At 56.8% G+C, this 22,501-nt stretch carries 23 protein-coding genes; 16 read left to right on the plus strand and 7 right to left on the minus strand.

Annotation, left to right across the window (positions count from 1 at the left end; translation table 11 throughout):
* Nucleotides 1-229: 229 nt before the first annotated feature.
* From V7Q49_RS05935 to V7Q49_RS05945, 3 genes are all read left to right on the plus strand, one after another.
* A complete protein-coding gene (locus V7Q49_RS05935) occupies nt 230-2,419 on the plus strand; it encodes a TonB-dependent siderophore receptor (RefSeq protein ID WP_333849815.1) in 2,190 nt (729 codons plus the stop codon).
* 97 nt (nt 2,420-2,516) lie between these two features.
* Complete coding sequence (locus tag V7Q49_RS05940) at nt 2,517-2,756, plus strand: DinI family protein (RefSeq protein ID WP_106993802.1); 240 nt, start codon at nt 2,517-2,519, stop codon at nt 2,754-2,756.
* Nucleotides 2,757-2,766: 10 nt separating this feature from the next.
* Nucleotides 2,767-3,249 (plus strand): glutathione peroxidase, encoded by a 483-nt coding sequence (locus tag V7Q49_RS05945; protein WP_333849816.1) that lies wholly within the window; start codon nt 2,767-2,769, stop codon nt 3,247-3,249.
* 133 nt (nt 3,250-3,382) lie between these two features.
* Here the strand turns inward: V7Q49_RS05945 and V7Q49_RS05950 are convergent, their stop codons facing one another.
* Nucleotides 3,383-4,267 carry a LysR family transcriptional regulator gene (locus tag V7Q49_RS05950; RefSeq protein WP_333849817.1) on the minus strand — a complete coding sequence of 295 codons (885 nt, stop codon included), beginning with the start codon at nt 4,265-4,267 and terminating at the stop codon, nt 3,383-3,385.
* 123 nt (nt 4,268-4,390) lie between these two features.
* Here V7Q49_RS05950 and V7Q49_RS05955 point away from each other — a divergent pair, with 123 nt between their 5' ends.
* From V7Q49_RS05955 to V7Q49_RS05965, 3 genes are all read left to right on the plus strand, one after another.
* Nucleotides 4,391-5,527 (plus strand): alpha/beta hydrolase, encoded by a 1,137-nt coding sequence (locus V7Q49_RS05955; RefSeq protein ID WP_333849818.1) that lies wholly within the window; start codon nt 4,391-4,393, stop codon nt 5,525-5,527.
* Nucleotides 5,528-5,587: 60 nt separating this feature from the next.
* On the plus strand, nt 5,588-6,772 hold the full coding sequence (locus tag V7Q49_RS05960; protein WP_333849819.1) for an MFS transporter: 1,185 nt from the start codon (nt 5,588-5,590) through the stop codon (nt 6,770-6,772).
* A 150-nt stretch (nt 6,773-6,922) separates the two neighbouring features.
* On the plus strand, nt 6,923-7,435 hold the full coding sequence (locus tag V7Q49_RS05965) for a GNAT family N-acetyltransferase (RefSeq protein WP_333849820.1): 513 nt from the start codon (nt 6,923-6,925) through the stop codon (nt 7,433-7,435).
* A gap of 62 nt (nt 7,436-7,497) precedes the next feature.
* Here the strand turns inward: V7Q49_RS05965 and V7Q49_RS05970 are convergent, their stop codons facing one another.
* Complete coding sequence (locus V7Q49_RS05970) at nt 7,498-8,118, minus strand: LysE family translocator (RefSeq protein ID WP_333849821.1); 621 nt, start codon at nt 8,116-8,118, stop codon at nt 7,498-7,500.
* Between the two features lie 130 nt (nt 8,119-8,248).
* Nucleotides 8,249-8,566 carry a nitroreductase gene (locus tag V7Q49_RS05975; protein ID WP_333849822.1) on the minus strand — a complete coding sequence of 106 codons (318 nt, stop codon included), beginning with the start codon at nt 8,564-8,566 and terminating at the stop codon, nt 8,249-8,251.
* A 263-nt stretch (nt 8,567-8,829) separates the two neighbouring features.
* Here V7Q49_RS05975 and V7Q49_RS05980 point away from each other — a divergent pair, with 263 nt between their 5' ends.
* Nucleotides 8,830-9,390, plus strand: a complete 561-nt coding sequence (locus tag V7Q49_RS05980) for a hypothetical protein (protein ID WP_333849823.1) — start codon at nt 8,830-8,832, stop codon at nt 9,388-9,390.
* A gap of 30 nt (nt 9,391-9,420) precedes the next feature.
* On the opposite strand, the gene V7Q49_RS05985 is transcribed toward V7Q49_RS05980, so the two are convergent.
* On the minus strand, nt 9,421-9,660 hold the full coding sequence (locus V7Q49_RS05985; RefSeq protein ID WP_333849824.1) for a hypothetical protein: 240 nt from the start codon (nt 9,658-9,660) through the stop codon (nt 9,421-9,423).
* Between the two features lie 150 nt (nt 9,661-9,810).
* On the opposite strand from V7Q49_RS05985, the gene V7Q49_RS05990 reads away from it, so the two are divergent.
* The 7 genes from V7Q49_RS05990 to clcB all read left to right on the plus strand — a co-directional run bounded on the left by V7Q49_RS05990 (nt 9,811) and on the right by clcB (nt 16,446).
* The gene (locus V7Q49_RS05990) at nt 9,811-10,434 is read left to right on the plus strand and encodes a glutathione S-transferase family protein (RefSeq protein WP_333849826.1); all 624 of its coding nucleotides are present in this window, start codon (nt 9,811-9,813) and stop codon (nt 10,432-10,434) included.
* Between the two features lie 170 nt (nt 10,435-10,604).
* Nucleotides 10,605-11,348: a YoaK family protein gene (locus V7Q49_RS05995; RefSeq protein ID WP_333849827.1), complete on the plus strand. Its 744-nt coding sequence runs from the start codon at nt 10,605-10,607 to the stop codon at nt 11,346-11,348.
* Between the two features lie 262 nt (nt 11,349-11,610).
* Nucleotides 11,611-12,321: an osmoprotectant ABC transporter permease OsmY gene (osmY, locus tag V7Q49_RS06000; RefSeq protein ID WP_032617901.1), complete on the plus strand. Its 711-nt coding sequence runs from the start codon at nt 11,611-11,613 to the stop codon at nt 12,319-12,321.
* A gap of 18 nt (nt 12,322-12,339) precedes the next feature.
* Nucleotides 12,340-13,239, plus strand: a complete 900-nt coding sequence (gene osmX, locus V7Q49_RS06005; protein WP_333849828.1) for an osmoprotectant ABC transporter substrate-binding protein OsmX — start codon at nt 12,340-12,342, stop codon at nt 13,237-13,239.
* A gap of 9 nt (nt 13,240-13,248) precedes the next feature.
* Nucleotides 13,249-13,896 carry an osmoprotectant ABC transporter permease OsmW gene (gene osmW, locus V7Q49_RS06010; protein WP_333849829.1) on the plus strand — a complete coding sequence of 216 codons (648 nt, stop codon included), beginning with the start codon at nt 13,249-13,251 and terminating at the stop codon, nt 13,894-13,896.
* Entirely contained in the window at nt 13,896-15,044 is a 1,149-nt protein-coding gene (gene osmV, locus V7Q49_RS06015) for an osmoprotectant ABC transporter ATP-binding protein OsmV (protein ID WP_333849830.1), read from the plus strand. The genes osmW and osmV overlap by 1 nt, the downstream gene beginning before the upstream one ends.
* A 91-nt stretch (nt 15,045-15,135) precedes the next feature.
* Nucleotides 15,136-16,446 (plus strand): voltage-gated ClC-type chloride channel ClcB, encoded by a 1,311-nt coding sequence (gene clcB / locus V7Q49_RS06020; RefSeq protein WP_333849831.1) that lies wholly within the window; start codon nt 15,136-15,138, stop codon nt 16,444-16,446.
* Here the strand turns inward: clcB and bioD are convergent.
* From bioD to V7Q49_RS06035, 3 genes are all read right to left on the minus strand, one after another.
* The gene (gene bioD / locus V7Q49_RS06025; protein ID WP_333849832.1) at nt 16,381-17,076 is read right to left on the minus strand and encodes a dethiobiotin synthase; all 696 of its coding nucleotides are present in this window, start codon (nt 17,074-17,076) and stop codon (nt 16,381-16,383) included. The two genes, clcB and bioD, sit on opposite strands and share 66 nt — an antisense overlap.
* Before the next feature lie 125 nt (nt 17,077-17,201).
* Entirely contained in the window at nt 17,202-18,422 is a 1,221-nt protein-coding gene (mlc, locus tag V7Q49_RS06030) for a sugar metabolism global transcriptional regulator Mlc (RefSeq protein ID WP_333849833.1), read from the minus strand.
* A 127-nt stretch (nt 18,423-18,549) separates the two neighbouring features.
* A complete protein-coding gene (locus tag V7Q49_RS06035; protein ID WP_333849834.1) occupies nt 18,550-19,449 on the minus strand; it encodes a LysR family transcriptional regulator in 900 nt (299 codons plus the stop codon).
* A gap of 122 nt (nt 19,450-19,571) precedes the next feature.
* Between V7Q49_RS06035 and V7Q49_RS06040 the strand changes: the two genes are divergently transcribed.
* Together V7Q49_RS06040 and V7Q49_RS06045 are read left to right on the plus strand one after the other, a co-directional pair.
* Nucleotides 19,572-20,825, plus strand: coding sequence for an MFS transporter (locus V7Q49_RS06040; protein ID WP_333849835.1), 1,254 nt, complete (start codon nt 19,572-19,574; stop codon nt 20,823-20,825).
* A gap of 73 nt (nt 20,826-20,898) precedes the next feature.
* Entirely contained in the window at nt 20,899-22,383 is a 1,485-nt protein-coding gene (locus V7Q49_RS06045; RefSeq protein WP_333849836.1) for a carboxypeptidase M32, read from the plus strand.
* The last annotated feature ends 118 nt before the right edge of the window (nt 22,384-22,501 follow it).

A 22,501-nucleotide genomic window follows, 5' to 3' on the forward strand; every position in this document is an offset into this window, starting at 1 on the left:
CAATAAATCTGTTCTTATAACGAAAAAAATGTCTTACCCCTTTCGCCACCCTCCTAATAAACCTTATTAAAATCATGTGATTAGACAGGTGTTTTCTTAGCAATAATTGTTTACATTTTAATGATAATACATATCATCTTGAAAATCATTATCACCCGCAAAGGTGATGTTCTTGCGAAACGGGGCTTCCACGCCACCGTCACCACGAAATATCAGGATGATCACAATAATGAAACCGCGTTACCTCTGGGCTTTAAATCCTTGTTTGTTAATGATGTTAGCCGCTAATGCTTCGGCTGAAGGACAAAAAGAAGAGTCGCTGGTGGTCTCCGCCAGCCGCACGAATCACAGCATTACCGACATGGCGCAGACCACCTGGGTCATTGAACAGGCTGATATTGAGCAGCAGGTTCAGGGCGGTAAAGAGCTCAAAGAGGTGCTGGCGCAGCTGATCCCCGGGATGGATGTCAGCAGCCAGGGGCGTACCAACTACGGTATGAATATGCGCGGTCGTTCAATGATGGTGATGGTCGATGGCGTGCGGTTAAACTCCTCGCGCAGCGACAGCCGCCAGCTGGACTCAATCGATCCGTTTAATATCTCGCGCATTGAAGTGATCTCCGGCGCAACTTCCCTCTACGGCGGGGGCAGTACCGGCGGCCTAATCAATATCGTCACTAAAAAGGGCCAGCCGGAAACGGAAGTTGAGTTCCAGACCGGCATGAAAACGGGCTTCAACAGCCATAATGATAATGACGAGAACGTCGCGGCGGCGGTCAGCGGCGGTAACGACAACGCCTCAGGGCGCCTGTCAGTGGCGTATCAGCGCTTTGGCGGCTGGTACGATGGCAACGGCGACGAGGTGATCATTGATAACACCCAGACCGGGTTGCAATACTCCGACCGTCTGGACGTGATGGGCACCGGCACGCTGAATATCGACGATCATCAGCAGCTGCAGGTCACCATCCAGTATTACAAAAGTGAATCCGACGGTAAGCATGGCCTGTATCTTGGCGAGAACTTCTCGGCAGTAACCGGTTCTGCTAGAGCATATAACAAAAATAATCTCGACTCCGACCGCATTCCGGGCACTGAACGCCACCTGATCAACCTGCAGTACGCCAATACCGATTTCTGGGGCCAGGATCTGCTCGCCCAGATTTACTATCGCGATGAGAGTCTGACGTTCTACCCCTTCCCCACGCTTTCCGGCGGGCGGGTCACCAGCATTGGCGCATCGCAGCAAAAAACCGATTTCTACGGCGGCAAGCTGACCCTCAACAGCAAACCCGTGGACGATCTGACGCTGACGTGGGGTATCGATGCCGAGCATGAAACCTTCGACGCCAATCAGCAATTTTTCGACCTCAACAAAGCGGCGGCCAGCGGCGGCATGAAGCTGGATAACGCCTATAACGTTGGACGTTACCCGAGCTATAGCATCACCAACCTCGCCCCCTTCCTGCAATCCAGCTACGACATCTCAGCCATCACCCTGAGCGGCGGCGTGCGCTATCAGTACACTGAAAACAAGGTCGATGACTTTATTGGTTACGCTCAACAGCAGGGGATCGCCACGGGCAAAGCCACCTCGGCAGACGCGGTACCGGGCGGGAAAACTGACTACAACAACCTGCTGTTTAACGCCGGTATCCTGGGTCATCTGACCGAGCGTCAGCAGCTGTGGTTTAACTTCTCCCAGGGCTTTGAGATCCCGGATCTGGCGAAATATTACGGCTCCGGCACCTATCAGCTGGTCAACGGCCACTATCGTCTGGTCAACAGCGTTAACGTTAATGACTCAAAACTCGACGGCATTAAGGTTGATGCCTACGAGCTGGGCTGGCGTTACACCGGGGATAACCTGCGCACGCAGATTGCGGGTTACTATTCGCTCTCCGACAAAACCATCAACATCAACAAAAGCGACATGACCATCAACGTCGAAGATGACGAGCGTCGCATCTATGGTGTTGAAGGACAGGTGGATTATTTCTTCACCGACAGCGCGTGGAGCACCGGCACAAACTTCAACATCATCAAATCAGAAACCCGCGTCGACGGAAAATGGGAGAAGCTGACGGTAGACAGCGCCAGCCCGTCCAAGATGAGCGCATGGGTGACCTGGGCCCCGGGCGACTGGACCTTGCGCCTGCAAAGTACGCAGACGTTTGATTTGTCTGATGAAGCCGGTAAGCACATTGATGGCTATAACACCGCTGACTTCTTAGGCAGTTACCTTCTGCCGGTGGGCAAGCTGAGCTTTAGCGTCGAAAACCTGCTGGATGAGGACTACACTACCGCATGGGGCCAGCGCGCACCGGGTCTCTACAGCCCAACCTACGGTGCGGAAAACCTCTATACCTACAAAGGTCGTGGTCGTACCTTCGGCCTGAACTACTCGGTCTTGTTCTGATCGTCACTCACTGCCGTCTGCATAGCGGACGGCAGTTGACAGATGCCATTGCCGCAGTAAGAATGCTGTACATTAAAACAGTATTTAAGGGTGTGTGATGTTCGTTGAACTGGTTTACGACAAAAGAAATGTTGCCGGGCTCCCAGGCGCAAGGGAGATCATCCTGGCTGAACTGACCACCCGGGTGCACCGGATCTTTCCGGATGCCGAGGTAAAGGTGAAGCCGATGCAGGCCAACGGCCTTAACAGCGATGCCAGTAAAAGCGATCGGGAGAAACTGAACCGCATGCTGGAAGAGATGTTTGACGAGGCCGATATGTGGCTGGTTGCGGAGTGAGGTTTCCGACATGACGACCTTTCATCAACTGACGGCCACCAGCCTGCGTGGCGAGCCCATCTCGATGGCCGACTATGCGGGTAAGGTGGTTCTGGTGGTGAATACAGCCAGCCATTGTGGCTTCACGCCGCAATACGCTGGCCTTGAAACGCTCTACAAAAAGTACGCCGGTCAGGGATTGGTGGTGCTGGGTTTCCCCTGCAACCAGTTCGGTAAGCAGGAACCGGGCGACGCCCACGACATTGCCCAGACCTGTCAGATTAACTACGGCGTGAGCTTCCCGATGTTCGAGAAGGTGGAGGTTAACGGTGCCGCAACCCACCCGGTGTTTCGTTACCTGAAACAGGAATTGCCCGGCGTGCTGGGCGGGCGGATCAAGTGGAACTTCACTAAGTTTCTGATTGGACGCGACGGTAAACCGCTCAAGCGTTTTGCGCCGATTTCTACGCCGGAAAAAATAGAAGCTTCTATTCTTGCGGCGCTTGAAATGTGAATGACTCTGTCATTCGCACCTTTCATTTTTAGAGAGCGTCTGAGGATCGACCCAGAGTGACTTTGTGGTTTGCGAGGCGTCTTCCAGAAAGGGCTTGCCGGGGGCGCTGCGCTTGCCCGGCCTACAAAAAACCTCAGATTTTCAGCGTATCAATCACCGCTCTCAGAGCGGGCGACACGTTGCGGTGGGGATAGTAGAGGAACATCCCGTCCATCCGCAGGCTGTAGCGCTGCAACACCCTGATCAGCGTGCCGCGCGCCAGATCGTCCGCCACCAGCTCGATCGGTACATAGGCCAGCCCCAGTCCCAGCCGGGCGGCTTCGGCTTCCATATAGCTGTCCGACAGCGCCCACTGCCCCTCCGGGCGATGGGTGATGCTTTTGCCGTCCTGAACCAGCTCCCAGTGATAAAGACTGCCGTCGGCAAACTGATAGGCAATGCAGGGATGGGCGGCTAAATCCGCGGGCGTCTGGGGAAAACCATAGCGGCGTAAATGATCGGGCGTGCCAACCACCGCCATCTCCATGTCGGGGGTAATGCGTACCGCGACCATCCCCTGTCCCACCTCAGGCCCCAGGCGAATACCGGCATCGAACCGCTCGGCGATGATGTCAACGAAACGGCTCTCGTTCATCAGCTCCAGCCGGATATCGGGGTAGCGCTGTTTAAATATCGCCAGTTTGGGCAGCAGACATTTATCGATGGCGTGCTGGCTGGCATTGATCCGTACCCTACCGGAGGGCGTCTCACGGTAATGCGCCAGGGTCGCAAGCCCGGTATCGAGAGCATCAAACCCGGACTCGGTGGTGTGGTAGAGCTGCTCCCCCGCCTGGGTCAATGAGAGCCTGCGGGTGGTGCGCACCAGCAGCTGGACGCCCAGCCGCTCTTCCAGGTCGCGCACCGAGCGGCTGATCCCCGACTGGGCCAGCCCCAGCCGCTGCGCGGCAGCGGTGAAGCTCCCCTCCCGCGCCACCTGCATAAACAGGTACAGCTCATTATAGTTTTCCCGCTTCGCCATTGCCCTCTCCCCTGGCTTATTCATAACAATATGATATGAATCCTAGCAGATTTCGGCCTCTAATCAGCACTATTTCTGCTAACTATACTGGGCTCCACACAACAACACAGCCCGGTGCCTCTTATGAAAACATTCACCCGCAAACTGACAGCCGCCATACCTGCGATGCTGCTGTGCGCATCCTTAAGTGGAGTAACAACAATGAGTTATGCAGATACCACCAATCCAAACGCGCCCGTGTCGATGAGCGCGAAATGGGATAAGACCTTCGCCGAGAGCGACAAAGTCGATCACCGCAAGGTCTCCTTCCCGAACCGCTACGGGATCACCCTGGTGGCCGATCTTTACCTGCCGAAAGACCGGGGCGATCGCAAGCTGGCGGCAATCGCGGTCAGCGGGCCGTTTGGCGCAGTCAAAGAGCAGTCCAGCGGACTGTATGCCCAGACCCTGGCTGAACAGGGCTTTGTGACGCTGGCCTTTGACCCCTCCTACACCGGCGAAAGTGGCGGCCAGCCGCGTAACGTCGCCTCTCCGGATATCAACACCGAGGACTTTAGCGCGGCGGTGGATTTCCTGGGATTACAGAAAGAGGTTGATCGCAACCGCATCGGCATCCTTGGCATCTGCGGCTGGGGCGGGATGGCGCTGAACGCGGCCTCCATGGATACCCGCGTCAAAGCGGTCGCCACCAGCGTGATGTACGACATGAGCCGGGCGATGGGCCACGGCGTGGGCGATGGCAAAGACCGTTATTCTGCGGCCGATCGTCATGCCGTCCTGCAGTACCTGAACGAACAGCGCTGGAAGGATGCCGAAAACGGCACCTTCGCCCATGGCGGCCACGATCTCAACGTCGACCAGAACGGCAAAGTGAGCGCGGCGGAGCGCATTCTGCCGAAGGCGCTGCCAGCCGACCCGCATCCGGTGCTGAAAGAGTTCTTTGATTACTACCGGGTGCCGCGCGGCTTCCACGAACGTTCCGTGAACTCTACCGGGGCCTGGACCGCGACCATGCCGCTGTCGTTTATGAATATGCCGCTGCTGAGCTACGCCAAAGAGATCCGCATCCCGACGCTGATCGTCACCGGTGAGAAGGCGCACTCGCGCTACTTTGCTGAAGAGGCGTACAACGCCGTCGGCAGCAAGCAGAAAGAGCTGGTGATTGTCCCGGGCGCTAACCATGTCGATCTGTACGACAACGTTGCCGGTAAGATCCCGTTTGCGCAGTTCGAGCAGTTTTTCAAAACCAGCCTGAAATAATCCTCTCTGCCACCTGTTCCTGACAGGTGGCCCTGTTTTTCCCTTTTGTGAAATCTGACTATGTCCACACTGAGCCAAAGCACACAACGTAACGAACGCGCGTACTGGGGCGCTATTTTTGCCATGACCCTGTGCGTATTTGTCCTGATTGCCTCGGAGTTTATGCCGGTGAGTCTGCTGACGCCCATTGCCAGCGATTTGGGCGTGACGGAGGGGCTGGCCGGCCAGGGGATTGCCATCTCCGGCGCGCTGGCGGTTCTGACCAGCCTGAGCCTTTCTCATATTGCCGGGAATATGAATCGTAAAACCCTTCTGCTGGGCATGACGACGTTGATGGCGGTCTCGGGGCTAATTATTGCCTTTGCCTCCAGCTATCTGGTCTATATGGCCGGGCGCGCCCTGATTGGGATCGCCATCGGCGGCTTCTGGTCAATGTCAGCGGCGACGGCCATGCGCCTGGTGCCACAGCATCAGGTCTCCCGCGCGCTGGCGATTTTCAACGGCGGTAACGCCCTGGCGACGGTCGTCGCCGCCCCGCTCGGCAGCTATCTCGGGGCCACCATCGGCTGGCGCGGTGCCTTCCTGTGCCTGGTTCCGGTGGCGGTCGCGGCGTTGATCTGGCAGTGGTTTAGCCTGCCCGAGATGAAGGGGAATAAAAGCCAGACTTCACGCGGGAGCGTCTTTCGCCTGTTCCGCCTGCCGGTGGTGTCCGTCGGCCTGCTGGCCTGCGGTCTGTTCTTTATGGGTCAGTTCGCGCTGTTCACCTATGTGCGTCCGTTCCTCGAGACCGTGACCCACGTCAGCGCTTCCGGCTTATCGCTGATCCTGCTCACCATCGGTATCGCAGGTTTTGTGGGTACGCTGATCGTTGCCCTCTTCCTGAACGCCCGGTTTTATCTGACGCTCATGGCGATTCCGCTGCTGATGGCGGCCATCGCCGGGCTGTTAATTCTGACCGGACACAGCCTCTGGATCGTCGCGCTGCTGCTGGGGTTCTGGGGTCTGCTGGCAACGGCGGCGCCGACGGGATGGTGGACCTGGATCGCCCGTACCCTGCCCGAGGATGCAGAGGCCGGGGGCGGACTGATGGTGGCGGTGATCCAGCTCTCGATTGCGCTGGGCTCGACGGCGGGCGGCATGGTGTTCGATAACCTGGGCTGGCAGAGCACCTTTGCAATGAGTGGGATTCTGCTGATGAGCGCGGGGGGGCTGACCTGGTGCACTTCGCGGAAAAGCGCGGCTTAATGTCTGCTCTCGTTTGTTAAAAAGGTACTGCGACTCCTTTATAAAATGCCTGTCTTCCTCAATTGGCGATTTTTTAATTGGAACAGAATAAGTGGGGAGCTATGTTGTGGTTTTGATTATTGAGAAGGCCTGATGAAAGGATTGAAGTGAATGACATTACACCTGCGGCAAGCCAACCTGGCGGATGCCAGGTTACTTAGTGAACTGGGTGACAATATCTATCGCGCCCACTTCACACATCTGTGGAATTCAGAATTGGAGATGAACCATTATTTAGCCGGTGAATATTTTCTCCCCGTACTTGAACAGAGTCTGCAAGACCACAGTGTGTGCTGGTATGTGGCGGAGACCGATCGCCCGATGGGTTTTGCGAAAGTGACCGATGAAAGCACAATCCCTGACACAGATATTTCAGGGTCGCTGCTAAACAAGCTCTATTTTGACGCTGCTGAGACAGGTAAAGGCTATGGTCAGTTAATGTTTGAAACCATCAAAGCGCGCGCCCGGAACACGGGTGCAAAATTTTTATGGCTGGAGGTGCTTGAGCAGAACGAACGCGCTTGTCATTTCTATAACAAACTGGGCATGGAGCACATCAAAAGTACGCTTTTCACGACGGCTTCGCAGCAGAGCGTCATCAGGATCATGGGATTATCTTTATAACCCGCCAGCGGTGTGGCCTGCCGGGGGCGCTTCGCTTGCCCGGCCTGGGACACTAAAATCCCCTATCGGCTACTGAACGCAAGTCTGGCGGCAAAACATAAAAAGAGTCCCCCGGTAGCACGATCCATGGCGCTGATGACGCGGGGCCTTTTCAAGATTCCAGATGCAAAGCGGGTGGACATGATAAGCGTCACTGACCACAGGGTGCCGTTCAGGACATGAATGCTGACAAGGATAAATGTCCAGATGACAGGTGAATGCCCGGCAGGGATAAACTGGGGCAAAAAAGAGACATAGAAAATGCCCATCTTCGGATTAAGTACGTTACCGAGCATGCCTTTGACAAACCAGTTCCCGTGGGCAGCCGTACTATCTGCGTTCTGACTGAAAGAAGATCGTGGCCGCATCAGTAGTTGCAAGCCCAGCCAGCACAGGTAAGCCGCACCGCAGATTTTTAGGGCTGTATAAGCGAGTTCTGAAACTGCCAGCAGCGCCCCCAGACCGAGCGCGACCAGCGCTCCCCAGATGAAACAGCCGGTATCAATACCCAGAGCAGCCTGAAAGGCCTTTTTACCCCCTTCAGCACAGGCAGTACGAAGAATGAGTGCCGTATCCAGGCCAGGCGTGAGGGTAAGCAGGAGTGCAGCGAGAGAAAAAGCGAGAAGTGAGTCGGTAACAGACATTTTCTTTATCCGAAAGCGTGGATGTTACCGAGTTACTTATTCCCAATCAACTCACTGCGGATGTTTTTGTTAAAAAATTGCTACACTCTGTCAGGCAGGAAGCACCTTATAGCTGCGCACGGAACGGGACCTAACTTCTCGATTTATCAGCCTCTACGTTTACGCTGACGTTCAACCTTTTTGCTTCCATCGTTATCATCATTTGGGCAACAGCCTTATCGCCGCCGTGAACGCGATCGATCAGGTTTTGAATGAGAGTAACCATCAAAAAATTCTTGTTAGCAGGAGTAAAATCGGTCATATCGATCCCGCTTTCCTGAAGTTGTTGATGCGCTGTTCTCTCTGTTTCTTCAATAATTTCAGCGGTTTTCTGTGTCATAGTGTCAATGTGCGCAAAGACAATATGATTTATCATCTCTATCTGTTCTGGCGTGAAATTCTTTTCCATTTTTATCCCCTGTGAAGGTTAGAAATGCTAAAAATTTGGACTATCGCAACAGATATACTAATCGAACAAGCCATTGCTTAAATAGTAAGACATTCTTAAGCTTTTGGTGCCTTTGACATAAGATGAGTCATCGCTGAAACAAGGTTTCCCCTGATTATCTTTCCGGAAGAGATCTCCCGCTGACGCCAGAGAGGTGTCGCTGTCTGGTGCAGAAATTATCACTGCCAGGGTTCATGTAAACGATTCAGAAAAGGGAATATCAGATGCCATCTCTCTACACACTCAATGACCTGCTCGGGCTGGTAGTTTTTGCACGGAAATATCCTGTTCTCCATAACGATCTGGACAGCCTGATCGTTGCATGGGCTGAGAATCAAATCACCGAAGGAAATGATTCAGAAACGCTTTTAATCCTCGCGTCACTGGGGCTCGATAATCAACCTGAACGGACCGAGGTTGAGTTATATTTGGCGCGGTATTTGGCAGAACAGCGGATAGAACTGCCACCGCTAAAAACAGCAGCACTGGTCTGGATCAAGTTATTTCTCAGACAACTTTCCCAGTGCGCGTCCATTCATGACGCAGAAAAGAAAATGGATTTTCTGGTGTGTTACTGGCTTGAACCTGACGTAAAGATTTTTACGGCGATGGTCGATACCCTGAAATCGCTTTACTGGCATCTCTACGATGAATGGGAGGGCCCTGGCACAAGTGAAGCAGTAAGGATGAAGGAGTCGGAATTCTTCGAGCTGATTAATCGGGCGATGCTGCCCTATTGCCGTAAAATTGAGAACCCGGATTGGCTGCAATTGCTTGCGCGGTAAGATCTACCACATTGGTCGTTGGGCTTTGTCCTACGTCGTCTCATTTAAATAGTGGAGATATTCATCCCAGACCCTTTCAGGGTTGAAATCTTTATACCCTCTTTCCTCGGCCATACTGCGGGCGCTGTCGGCAGGAAGGGCAATGCATGTCCCCGAATCCCTGATGGATTCCACTTCTTCACGGGTAAGCTGGCTTCCTTTTTTATTATGAGCACTGATGATCAGCTGAACCAGCGGGGGAATAAAACAGAGATAAAGATCTTCATTCATTTTGCACCTCTCTTATTACGTCCATTTTATTTCCACTATTACATAAATCATTACTTACCGCACGCCACCCCTTCCCCACCAGAATTTGCCCTAAACTCCTTACATAACTGCTGTATTGTTCTTAAACATTCATAAAAGGACACCTGCATCATGCTAAAAATCCTCGGCAAAACCACCTCGATCAACGTGCGCAAAGTGCTCTGGACCTGCGAAGAAGCGGGTCTGGACTATCTGCAGGAAGATTACGGTAGCGGCTTTGCCTCGACGGAAACCGACGCTTTCCGCGCGCTGAACCCGAATGCCATGGTGCCGGTGCTGATCGACGGCGACTTTGTGCTTTGGGAATCTAACACCATCTGCCGCTATCTGGTACGCAAAGCCGGGCGCGACGAGCTGCTCCCAACGGATCCGCAGGCCTGCGCCAACGTCGAGCGCTGGATGGACTGGCAGGCGACCGAATTCAACAACGCCTGGCGCTATGTCTTCCCGGCGCTGGGGCGCAAAAATCCGGAGTTTAACGATCCCGCGCGGATTGCAGTGGGGATTAAAGAGTGGAACCACCATATCGCCATCCTTGAGCAGCAGCTGCAACGCACCGGGGCGTGGGTGGCGGGCGAAACCTTTACCCTGGCCGACGTGGTGCTGGGGCTGTCGGTGAACCGCTGGAAGATGACGCCTTTTGAGAAGCCGCAGGTGCCCGCCATCGAGGCCTGGTTTGAACGCTTAAACCAGCGCGAGGCTTTTTTACGCCATGGGAATAATGGAATGCTGTAAGTATTACGCGCCCGAGATTAAATAAACGCGCAGATATCAAGGTTATTTTAATTAATTACGAAATCCCTGCAGGCCTCCGGTGCCTTAATAATTAAGCACTATCCTGGACAGTCCAGGAACTGGCTTTGCTAGCCTGATTATTCAGGCAAAGCTCAAACCGGAGGTATTCTTTGCTGATTAAACTCAAGAAAGAACGAACGCATCAGGAGGATCGCCGGCTCGCCCTCTGGCTGGCCACCTCTGCAGGACTGCTGAATGCCATTGCGCTGGGGGCATTCGGCTTTTTTCCTTCTCATATGACCGGCAACACCTCACAATTTTCCAGCGAAGTCTCTTCGACGGATCTGAGCGATATTATTTTCTTCGCCACCCTTATTTTGTCGTTTGTGACGGGAGCAATTATTGCCCGGGTTATCGTGTTGTGGGGGATCGTTAAGAACGTGCGCCTGATTTTTTGTCAGGTCTTGTTTATTGAAGGCGTATTACTGGCTGCCGTGTCCCTGTATGAAATGTATTTTCATACGTTAACGACAAATCGGGAAATTATTGTTTTTCTCTGCGGCCTGATGGGGATCCATAATTCAACCTCCACCCAGCTTTCCGGCGGACGGGTAAGATCCACGCATATTACCGGCACCTTAACCGACGCTGGCATTGCGCTCGCTTCCGTGGTGGTGGCGATGCTGCGCCGGGACTATTCCAAAGATACGGCAGCGCAAAGTAGCCAGCTTAAAACCCATCTCACCACCCTCTTCTCGTTTATCACCGGGGGGATTGCGGGGCTGCTCCTGTTCAGGGAGTTTGGCTTTCATGCGATGCTGGCCCTGGGGCTTATGCTGACGTTCGTGGCCGCCTTCTCGATCATCAGTACCTCGTTGCGGGTGCGAAAGGTTCGTACTGTGCTTAGCAAATAACAGGCTCTGTTTATTCATTAAGTGACGGTGTCACTTAATGAAATTATCTTTAAGACTATTCTGCCTGACCCGAACCAGGCCTTATCCCATAAGGCTTAACCCATGATTTCCCCTGTTTTCATCGGGTTACTGATTTCGCCGCTTCGCTGGAACCCTTCCCAATCGCTTGCTATAGCTCAAATACCCCTGCCGAATCATGGCATAACAACAGGCAACCGGTGGTTGCTATAACGAACGCATGCGCACAGGGAGATACATCGCAATGCATCCATTATTCAAACGTTCGCTGCTTTTTGTCGGCGCGATTATCGTGGTCGTCGCCCTCCTCGTCTGGGGGATTGGGCTGGAGACGATCAAAGCGCGCCAGGTTGACCTGGTCTATCTCGGGCAACAGCATCTGATTTTAGTCTTCTCATCCATGTTCTTCGCCCTGCTGGTCGGTATTCCCAGCGGTATTTTGCTGAGCCGTCCGGCCGCGCGGGGTATCGCGGAATACGTGATGCAGATTTTTAACGTCGGTAATACCCTGCCGCCGCTGGCCGTTCTGGCGCTGGCGATGGTGGTGATCGGCATTGGCGATACCCCTGCCATCATCGCCCTGTTCCTGGCCTCGTTGCTGCCGATTGTGCGTAATACCTACGCCGGTCTGTGCTCGGTGCCGGGTTCCCTGCTGGAAGCGGCGAACGGCATCGGGATGACCAAATGGCAGCGTCTGTGGCAGGTGGAAATCCCTAACGCCTGGCCGGTGATGCTCTCCGGGATCCGCATCGCCACCGCCATTAACGTCGGTACCGCGCCGCTGGCCTTCCTGATTGGTGCCAGCAGCTATGGCGAGCTGATTTTCCCGGGTATTTACCTGAACGATTTCCCGACGCTGATTCTGGGTGCCGCGGCCACCGCCCTGTTTGCCCTGATTCTGGATACGCTGCTGGCGGCGCTGGGTCGTCTGATGAGCCCGCATCTCGCGCGATAATTATAACAAGGAGCTTCTATGAGACTGTTTACCGGCCTGACGGCGCTGTGCGCCGCCGCGCTCTTTAGCAGCCAGGCGATTGCCGCGCCGCTGATTCTGGCGACCAAGAGCTTTACCGAGCAGCACATTCTGTCGGCCATGACCGTGCAGTATCTGCAAAAGAAAGGGTTTGAGGTGCAGCCGCAGACCAACATCGCGACGGTGATCTCCCGCAACGCGATGATCAACAAGCAGATCGATATGACCTGGGAGTACACCGGTACCTCGCTGATCATCTTTAACCACATCAACAAGCGCATGTCGCCGCAGGAATCTTACGAGACGGTGAAACGCCTGGATGCGAAGCACGGGCTGGTGTGGCTTAAGCCTGCTGACATGAACAACACCTACGCTTTCGCTATGCAGCGTAAGCGCGCCGAAGCGGAGCATATCAACACCATGTCCGAACTGGTGGCGAAGGTTGAGCAGGTGCGTAAAACCGACCCGGATAACAACTGGCTGCTGGGCCTGGATCTGGAATTTTCCGGACGCAGCGACGGCATGAAGCCCCTGCAGGCCGCCTACAACCTGGAGCTGGATCGCCCGCAGATCCGCCAGATGGACCCCGGTCTGGTCTATAACGCGGTGCGCGACGGCTTTGTCGATGCCGGGCTGATCTACACCACCGACGGGCGCGTGAAGGGCTTCGACCTGAAGGTGCTGGAAGATGACAAAGGTTTCTTCCCGAGCTATGCGGTGACCCCGGTGGTGCGTAAGGACACGCTGGAAGCCAACCCGGGGCTGGAGGAGGCGCTAAACACCCTCTCCGCTCAGCTTAATAACGACGTTATCACCGAGTTGAACAAGAAGGTGGATATCGATCATCAGTCACCGCAGCAGGTCGCCCAAGATTTCCTGCGTAGCAAGCAGCTGCTGTAAGGAGGCGCTATGGATACGGTTCATTACATCATTGATAACTGGGGCTATCTGTTAACCCTGACGCTGCAACACCTGTGGCTGGTGGCGCTGGCCGTAGGCTTAGCCATTATTATCGGCGTGCCGCTTGGCATTCTGATTGTGCGTCACAAATGGCTGGCAACGCCGGTACTGGGGATTGCCACCATCGTACTGACCATCCCGTCGATTGCCCTGTTCGGCCTGATGATCCCGCTGTTTTCGCTGATCGGTCAGGGTATTGGTGCCCTGCCCGCCATTACGGCAGTGTTCCTCTACTCACTGCTGCCGATTGTGCGTAACACTCATACCGCGCTCGACAGCCTGCCGCCGGGCCTGCGCGAAGCCGGTCGCGGCATCGGCATGACCTTCTGGCAGCGTCTGCGCTGGGTAGAAATTCCGATGGCGCTGCCGGTGATCTTTGGCGGCATCCGCACCGCCGTGGTGATGAACATCGGCGTGATGGCGATTGCCGCGGTGATTGGTGCTGGCGGGCTGGGCCTGCTGCTGCTGAACGGCATCGGCGGGAGCGATATTCGTATGCTGATTGCTGGCGCATTGATGATTTGTCTTTTAGCGATTGTGCTCGACTGGTTACTGCACCGTCTGCAGATCGTTCTGACTCCAAAGGGGATTCGATAATGATAAAACTGGAAAACCTCACCAAACAATTTTCACAGAAACAGGGCCAGACCTTTAAGGCCGTGGACAACGTCAACCTGAACGTGCCCGAAGGGGAAATGTGCGTCCTGCTCGGCCCGTCCGGCTGCGGCAAGACCACCACCCTGAAGATGATTAACCGTCTGATTACCCCGAGCAGCGGCAAGATCCTGATTAACGGTCAGGACACCACCGACATGGATACCGTCACCCTGCGCCGCAACATCGGCTACGTGATCCAGCAGATTGGTCTGTTCCCGAACATGACTATCGAAGAGAACATCACTGTGGTGCCGCGCATGCTGGGCTGGGATAAAGCGCGCTGTAAAACCCGCGCCGAAGAGCTGATGGATATGGTGGCGATGGATCCGCATAAGTTCCTCAACCGCTATCCGCGCGAGATGTCCGGCGGCCAGCAGCAGCGTATCGGCGTGATCCGCGCCCTGGCGGCGGATCCTCCGGTGCTGCTGATGGATGAGCCGTTCGGTGCGGTCGACCCGATTAACCGCGAGGTGATCCAGAACCAGTTCCTCGAGATGCAGCGCAAGCTGAAAAAGACGGTCATGCTGGTGAGCCACGACATCGATGAAGCCCTGAAGCTGGGCGACCGCATCGCTGTCTTCCGTCAGGGGAAAATTGTCCAGTGCGCCAGCCCGGACGAACTGCTGGCCAAACCGGCGAACGAGTTTGTCGGCTCGTTTGTCGGCCAGGACCGTACCCTGAAGCGCCTGCTGCTGGTGTCGGCGGGAGACGTCACGGATCAACAGCCGACCATTACGGTTCGCCCGTCCACACCGCTGCCTGAGGCCTTTGCCATCATGGATGACAATGACATCCGCGCGGTCACCGTGGTGGATGAAAACGGTAAACCGCTGGGCTTTGTGAAGCGCCGGGAAGCGCGTCATGCTACCGGTACCTGCGCCGATCTGATCCACCCGTTCCGCATGACCGGCAAAGCCGAGGACAACCTGCGTGTGGTGCTGTCGCGTCTGTATGAGAGCAACACCAGCTGGATGCCGATTGTCGATGAGGATGGGCGCTATAACGGCGAGATTTCCCAGGACTATATCGCGGAATATCTCAGTTCAGGGCGTACGCGCCGGGCGCTGAATATTTATAGCGAAAGCTAATACCCTAAGCCGGGCACTGCCCGGCTCTTTACGTTGCTAACCCCACGATTTCCCCTCACAATATTGCATCTTCCCTGTTTGTGCGTACCCCATGCATCGACTCCATGCTTACCCCGACATCCGCGCCATGTTTCGCCGGCTGCTGATTGCCACTCTCACCGGCGTGCTGGCAGCACTGGCCGTGGCGCTGTTTCGTCACGCCATGTATTTGCTGGAGTGGCTGTTCCTCAGTAATGAGAGCGGCAGCCTGGTGAATGCGGCCAGCACGCTGTCGCCCTGGCGACGCGCGCTGACGCCTGCCCTGGGCGGGCTGGCAGCCGGATTATTGCTGTGGGGCTGGCAGCGGATGACGGCGCAGCGCCCGCATGCTCCCACCGACTATATGGAAGCCCTGGAGACGGGCGACGGGCAGTTTGACTACGGCGCCAGCCTGGTGAAATCTCTGGCATCGTTACTGGTGGTCGCCAGCGGCAGCGCCATTGGCCGTGAAGGGGCGATGATCCTGCTGGCCGCCCTCGCCGCCTCCTTTTTTGCCCAACGTTTTACCCCCAAATCAGAATGGAAACTGTGGATCGCCTGCGGAGCCGCCGCCGGGATGGCCAGCGCCTACCACGCGCCCTTAGCCGGGAGCCTGTTTATTGCCGAGATCTTATTCGGCACCCTGATGCTGGCCTCGCTCGGCCCGGTAGTGATTGCCGCAGTGGTCGCGCTGCTCACCACCCGCCTGCTGAGCCCCGGGGCCAGCACGCTGTATGAGGTGCATCTCAGCGCTACGCTGACCGGGATGGATTATGCCCTGATAGTCTGCATGGGGCTGCTGGCGGGCCTCTGCGGCCCGGCGCTGATGTGGCTGATGAGCTTCAGTCACTCGCTGTTTCTGCGCCTCAAACTCTCCCCGCCGTGGCAGCTGGCGCTGGGCGGATTGATCGTCGGTCTGCTCTCGCTGCTTACGCCCAAGGTGTGGGGCAACGGCTACAGCGTGGTGCAGGCGTTCCTGATTGCGCCGCCGTTGCTGTCGATCATTGCGGGGGTATTTATTTGTAAGCTGCTGGCCGTGCTCGCCAGCAGCGGCTCGGGGGCACCGGGCGGGGTGTTCACGCCAACGCTGTTTGTCGGCATGGCGACCGGGATGCTGTTTGCGCAGATCTTTATGCTGTGGTTGCCCGGTTCTGAAATCGCGATTTTGCTGGGGCTGGCGGGGATGGCAACGCTGCTTGCCGCCACGACGCACGCGCCGATCATGTCGGCGCTAATGGTCTGTGAAATGACCGGGCAGTATATGCTGCTGCCCGGTTTGCTGATTGCCTGCGTGGTAGCGTCGGTTCTGTCGCGGACGTTACGCCACGACTCGATCTACGGACAACACACGGCCGAGAGTCGAGAGGTCGATGTAGGGCGTTAGGTCACGCTGCTCTGCGCGGGGCAGATACGGCAGCTCACCCACCAGCGGACCCGGCAGCTTTTTACTCAGCACCTCGATGATTTCCGCATAGTGGGCCAGACCCGGATTGATGCGGTTTGCCACCCAGCCCACCAGCGGCAGGCCGTCATTGGCAATGGCCTGCGCCGTCAGCAGGGCATGGTTAATACAGCCTTCCTGAATCCCCACCACCATCAGCACCGGCAGTTGCTCCTGCACTACCCACTCTGATAATGGACGCAAATCGTTCATCAGGCTGCGCCAGCCGCCGGTCCCTTCCACCACCACGTGATCGACCTGTTCGCTCAGGCTGGCGAGCCCGTTCGACAGCAGGGTGTAATTGACCCGCCCGCTGTGCGCCACGCTGCTCTCATCTTCGCTGAGGGCAATGGGGTTTATGGCGTGGTAAGGCAGTTCAAGCGAGGAGACGCTTTGTAACACCAGCGCATCTTTATTGCGCAATCCCTCTGGCGTCTCTTTACTCCCTTTTGCTACCGGTTTGTACCCTGCAACGCTCTTACCGCTGGCCATCAGGGCTTGCAGCAAGGCGCGGGACACCACCGTCTTCCCGACAGAAGTATCAGTACCCGTTACAAAGAAACGCTTAAGCATCACTCACTCCACCGTTATGCTCTGGAAATATAAATCAAGGAAATAATTCAGTGGGGGAAGTCTAAGGCATGCGCTATCCGCTCAGTTTGAGATAGCGCAATTTTTGGTAAGACTATAGGAATCTGTTAACCCTGCAGCAGGCGTATCAGCAGGGAGCCGTTGTACATCGCGTCTTTCACCAGCGCCGCACCGGCCATCGTCCCCTGATTCGTAAACTGGGTGCTCTCGACCACGATATGTTTACTGTAGGCTGGCAGAGACTGCTGACGGATAGAGTCGGCGATTGCCGGAAAGAGGACGCCTGCCGCCTGGCTCAGAGGCGAACCAATCAGGATTTTTTGCGGGTTAAAGAGGTTAACCATGATGGCAATAATGCGTCCGACGTTAGTGCCGACGCCGGTGATGATATCTTTTGCCAGCAGATCGCCCTGCTGGGCGGCCGCACAGAGCGACGCCACCGTCAGGGGCTGGCCGTGCAGCGTTGAACTCATCGACTGGCCGAGCCGGAGCTGGGCCAGCTCGAGCACGCTATCCACGCTGGCGATGGTCTCCAGACAGCCGTGGTTGCCGCAGTAGCAGCGTTTGCCGTAGGGATCGACCTGAGTGTGACCAATCTCCACCAGGCTGCTGCTCCCGGCGTGTAACAGACGGCCATCGGTGATCACCCCTGCGCCGACGTTGTGGTCGATCACCACCTGAATCACGTCCCGCGCCCCTCGCGAGGCCCCGAACAGCGCCTCGGCCATGGTCCAGGCGCTGATGTCATGCTGGATATAGACCGGCACGCCGGTGTGGTTCTTGAGCACTTCGCCCAGCGGCATCTCTTTGACGTCGTCGTAAAACGGCATCCGGTGCACAATGCCGTTTTCGGTATCAATGATGCCCGGCATGGTAATGGCGATGGCGGTCAGGCGCTCCAGCTTCTGCTGGTGATGAATAAAGAACTGATCGATAAGCGCGGTGATCCGCACTTCAAGCGGCAGCTCGGCTTGCAGCGCCAGCGGGAGTTGCTCTTCCACCACCAGCTTGCTGCTGAGATCGCGCAGCGCCAGGTAGATTTCACCCCGGCTGATGCGCAACGAGAGGTAGTGCCAGGCTTCGGTTTCCACCACCAGCCCCACTGCCGGACGGCCACGGCTACCCGGCTCCTGAATCTCCGTCTCCTGCACCAGATGCGCTTCGAGCATTTCTCGTACGATCTTGGTGATACTGGCAGGCGCCAGTTGCGCAAGGCGGGAAAGATCGATGCGCGAGACCGGCCCAAGCTGATCAATCAGGCGATATACCGCACCCGCATTGGTCTGCTTAATCTGATCGATATGCCCAGGCTGACTATCAGCAACCACCACGTACTCCCTTATTTTCGAGCTTCGAAATAAACTGTGGGCTATGGTGAAGCACTTCTACAGTAATCGTCAAATTTTTACTTAGCCTTGTGATTTACAGCACATTTTTACCCGCTTTTTTTGCGGCTTACTGGCCTGATGCGGCGTGAATCAACAGTTTTTTGAAACGTTGTGCCGCGGCGCTCGGCTCATGGTGCTTCGACCACACCAGCCACATCTCCGAGACCGCGTCCGGTTCTGCTATCGCCACCCAGCGCATTTCGTTCAGCTGGAGGCGTTTAAACGAGGCTGGCAGGATCGACACCCCCAACCCCGCCGCCACCAGGCCGATAATGGTCATTGCCTCGCCCACCTCCTGGGTAATAACCGGGGTGACCCCGTAGCGGCGCAGCAGCCCCAGGATGTCGTCATACAGACCGGTACCGACATGGGGGTCAAAAAAGACAAACGGCTCGTTGGCCAACTCCGCAAGCGAAACCGCAGGCTTTGCCGCCAGAGGGTGATCCCGGTGGATCATTGCCAGCAGCGGCTCGCGCAGTATTCGTTGCCACGCCAGAGTATCCGGCAGCTGGGTATTGCGCATCAGGCCGAGGTCGAGCGAGCCTTCGCTCAGGGGGACGATCTGCTCCCGGGTGTTGATCTCCCGGGTCTGGATATGCACGTCCGGGGAGAGCCGGCGAAACGACGACAGGGTTTGCGAGATGGCGCGGATAAAGGGCGCGGAGGAGGTAAACCCGAGGCGCAGCTCCCCGGTTTCGCCATGGTGCAGGCGTTCTGCCCGGGCTGCCGCCTCGTCCACCTGGCTCAGGATCTGGCGGCTGTCGGCGAGAAACTGGCGTCCTGCCGCCGTCAGCCCCACGCTGCGGTTGGTACGCGCCAGCAGACGCGCCCCAATCTGCTGCTCGAGGGCCTGAATTTGCTGGCTCAGCGGCGGCTGGGAGATATTCAGCCGCGCCGCCGCGCGACCAAAATGCAGCTCCTCAGCGACGGCGACAAAGTAGCGCAGGTGACGCAGTTCGATATTCATATTTTTAACGTATCATTTGAGATTATTAATATATTAGACAGAATATTTACATTTTCCTACTCTGATCCCTGTGGTCATACCCGTCACCAGAAATCACGGGGATGTTGAAGCAAGGAACTTACGTGAGTCGTACAACAACGGCTGATATCGCCCCGACAGAAGATATCGATCTCTTACCCGCCAAATCGCGGCCGGTTCAGTTAATCAAACGCGGCACTCCGCAGTTTATGCGCGTCACCCTGGCGCTCTTCTCCGCCGGTCTGGCGACCTTCGCCCTCCTCTACTGCGTGCAACCCATCCTCCCGGTGTTATCCCAGGAGTTTGGCGTAACGCCCGCCAGCAGCAGTATCTCGCTCTCGATTTCCACCGGGATGCTGGCGATAGGCTTACTCTTTACCGGCCCGCTGTCGGACGCCATCGGGCGTAAGCCGGTGATGGTCACCGCCCTGCTGCTGGCCTCGGTCTGTACCTTACTGTCGACAATGATGACCAGCTGGCACGGCATACTGATCATGCGCGCGCTGATCGGCCTTTCGCTGAGCGGCGTGGCGGCGGTGGGCATGACCTATCTCAGCGAGGAGATCCACCCAAGCTTTGTCGCTTTCTCGATGGGGCTTTACATCAGCGGTAACTCCATTGGCGGGATGAGCGGACGGCTGCTGAGCGGGGTCTTTACCGACTTCTTTAGCTGGCGGATAGCCCTGGCGGCGATCGGCTGTTTTGCGCTGGCATCAGCGCTGATGTTCTGGAAAATTCTGCCGGAATCGCGCCACTTCCGCCCTACCGCGCTGCGGCCAAAAACGCTGCTGATTAACTTCCGCCTGCACTGGCGCGACCAGGGTCTGCCTCTGCTGTTCCTTACCGGGTTCCTGCTGATGGGGTCGTTTGTCACCCTGTTTAACTACATTGGCTATCGGCTGATGCTCGCCCCCTGGCACCTGAATCAGGCCCTGGTCGGCCTGCTGTCGGTGGCCTACCTGACCGGTACCTGGAGCTCACCGAAAGCCGGGGCGATGACCACCCGCTTCGGGCGCGGCCCGGTGATGCTGGCCTCGACGGGCATAATGCTGGCCGGGGTATTGCTGACCCTGCTCGGCAACCTGTGGGTGATTTTCGCCGGAATGCTGCTTTTCTCTGCGGGCTTTTTCGCCGCCCACTCGGTCGCCAGCAGCTGGATTGGCCCGCGCGCCCGTCGCGCCAAAGGCCAGGCGTCGTCGCTGTATTTGTTCAGCTACTATCTGGGCTCCAGCATCGCCGGGACGCTCGGCGGCGTGTTCTGGCATCAGTACGGCTGGAACGGCGTGGGCGGATTTATTGCATTGATGCTGTGTGGGGCGTTGGTGGTGGGCAGGTGCCTGCATAAACGGTTGCATTAATGTTGCCTGGCCTCGTGTTTCCCCCCTCCTGATGGTACTTTTAACCATTAGTTGATGCAGACACGAGGTCTTAATGGAAAAGAATAACTATCAGCAACTCACCCGCACCTTCCAGCGTCTCTCCCGCTTCTCTCACCTCTCATCCATCGCCAGCTGGGACATGTTCACCATGATGCCCGCAGGCGGCAGCGCCGCACGCGGCGAAGCGCTGGCAGAGCTGAGCGTCCTGCAACACCAAATCCTGACTGACGCGAAGGTGGCCGACTGGCTGCGTAATGCTGAAAGCGAAGATCTCAACGACGTCGAACAGGCCAACCTGCGGGAGATGACCCGCCACTATCAGCAGGCCGCGCTGCTGCCGGAATCGCTGGTTGAAGCCAAATCGCTGGCGGGCAGTAAATGTGAACATGCCTGGCGCACCCAGCGTCCGGCGAATGACTGGCAGGGTTTTGCAGCCAACCTGAAAGAGGTGGTGAAGCTGAGCCGGGAAGAGGCCCGCCTGCGCGCCGACGCCAAAGGCTGCACCCCTTACGATGCCCTGCTGGATATTTTCGAGCCGGACATGACCAGCGCCCGGCTGGACGGCCTGTTTGGCGATCTCAAATCCTGGCTGCCGGACCTGCTGAACCAGGTTGTCGAAAAGCAGGCGCAGCAGTCATACGTACCGCCGCAGGGCCCGTTCCCGACGGCGACCCAGCGTGAGCTGGGGCTGGAGGCGATGAAGACCCTCGGCTTCGACTTCAATGCCGGTCGGCTGGACGTCAGCGCCCATCCGTTCTGTGGCGGCGTGCCGGAAGACGTGCGCATCACCACCCGTTACGATGAAGACGAGCTGCTCAGCGCCCTGTTCGGCGTGATCCACGAAACCGGTCACGCCCGCTACGAGCAGAACCTGCCGCGCAACTGGCTCGGCCAGCCCATCGCCCTGGCGCGCTCGACCGCTATCCACGAATCCCAGAGCCTGTTCTTTGAGATGCAGCTCGGACGCAGCAAGGCGTTTCTCAACCACCTGCTCCCGGCGGTACAGGAGCGCTTCGGCAGCCAGGCCGCCTTCACGCCGGAGAACTTTGTCGCCTGGAACCAGCGCGTCAAGCCTGGCTATATCCGCGTGGATGCTGACGAGGTGAGCTATCCGGCGCACGTGGTGCTGCGCTACGAAATCGAGCGGGCGCTGATTAACGGCGAGATCGAGGTGGAGGACATACCGGCGCTGTGGGATGAGAAGATGCAGGCATGGCTGGGCCTGTCGACCAAAGATAACTACCGCAACGGCTGTATGCAGGATATCCACTGGACGGACGGCGGCTTTGGTTACTTCCCGTCGTACACCCTCGGCGCGATGTATGCCGCTCAGCTGTTCGCTGCGGCCAAAAAAGCGCTGCCGGATCTCGACGCCGCCATCGCCGTCGGGGATTTCAGCAACCTGTTCGACTGGCTGCGCCAGAACATCTGGCAGCACGGCAGCCGCTTCACCACCGCCCAGCTGATCGCGCAGGCGACCGGGGAAGATCTCAACAGCCGCTACTTCCGCGACCATCTCACCTCCCGTTATCTGTAACCCTCCGCGCCGGGTACTGTACCCGGCGCTGTACAATCCGTTACACGCCGTCACCAATCACTCACGGAAGCCCCGCAATTTCAGGGATATAGTTCTTTCAACGGCCCCGCAGTGGGGT

This window comes from Leclercia sp. (genome assembly GCF_036780805.1).
In the GTDB taxonomy this organism is placed as follows: Bacteria; Pseudomonadota; Gammaproteobacteria; order Enterobacterales; family Enterobacteriaceae; genus Enterobacter.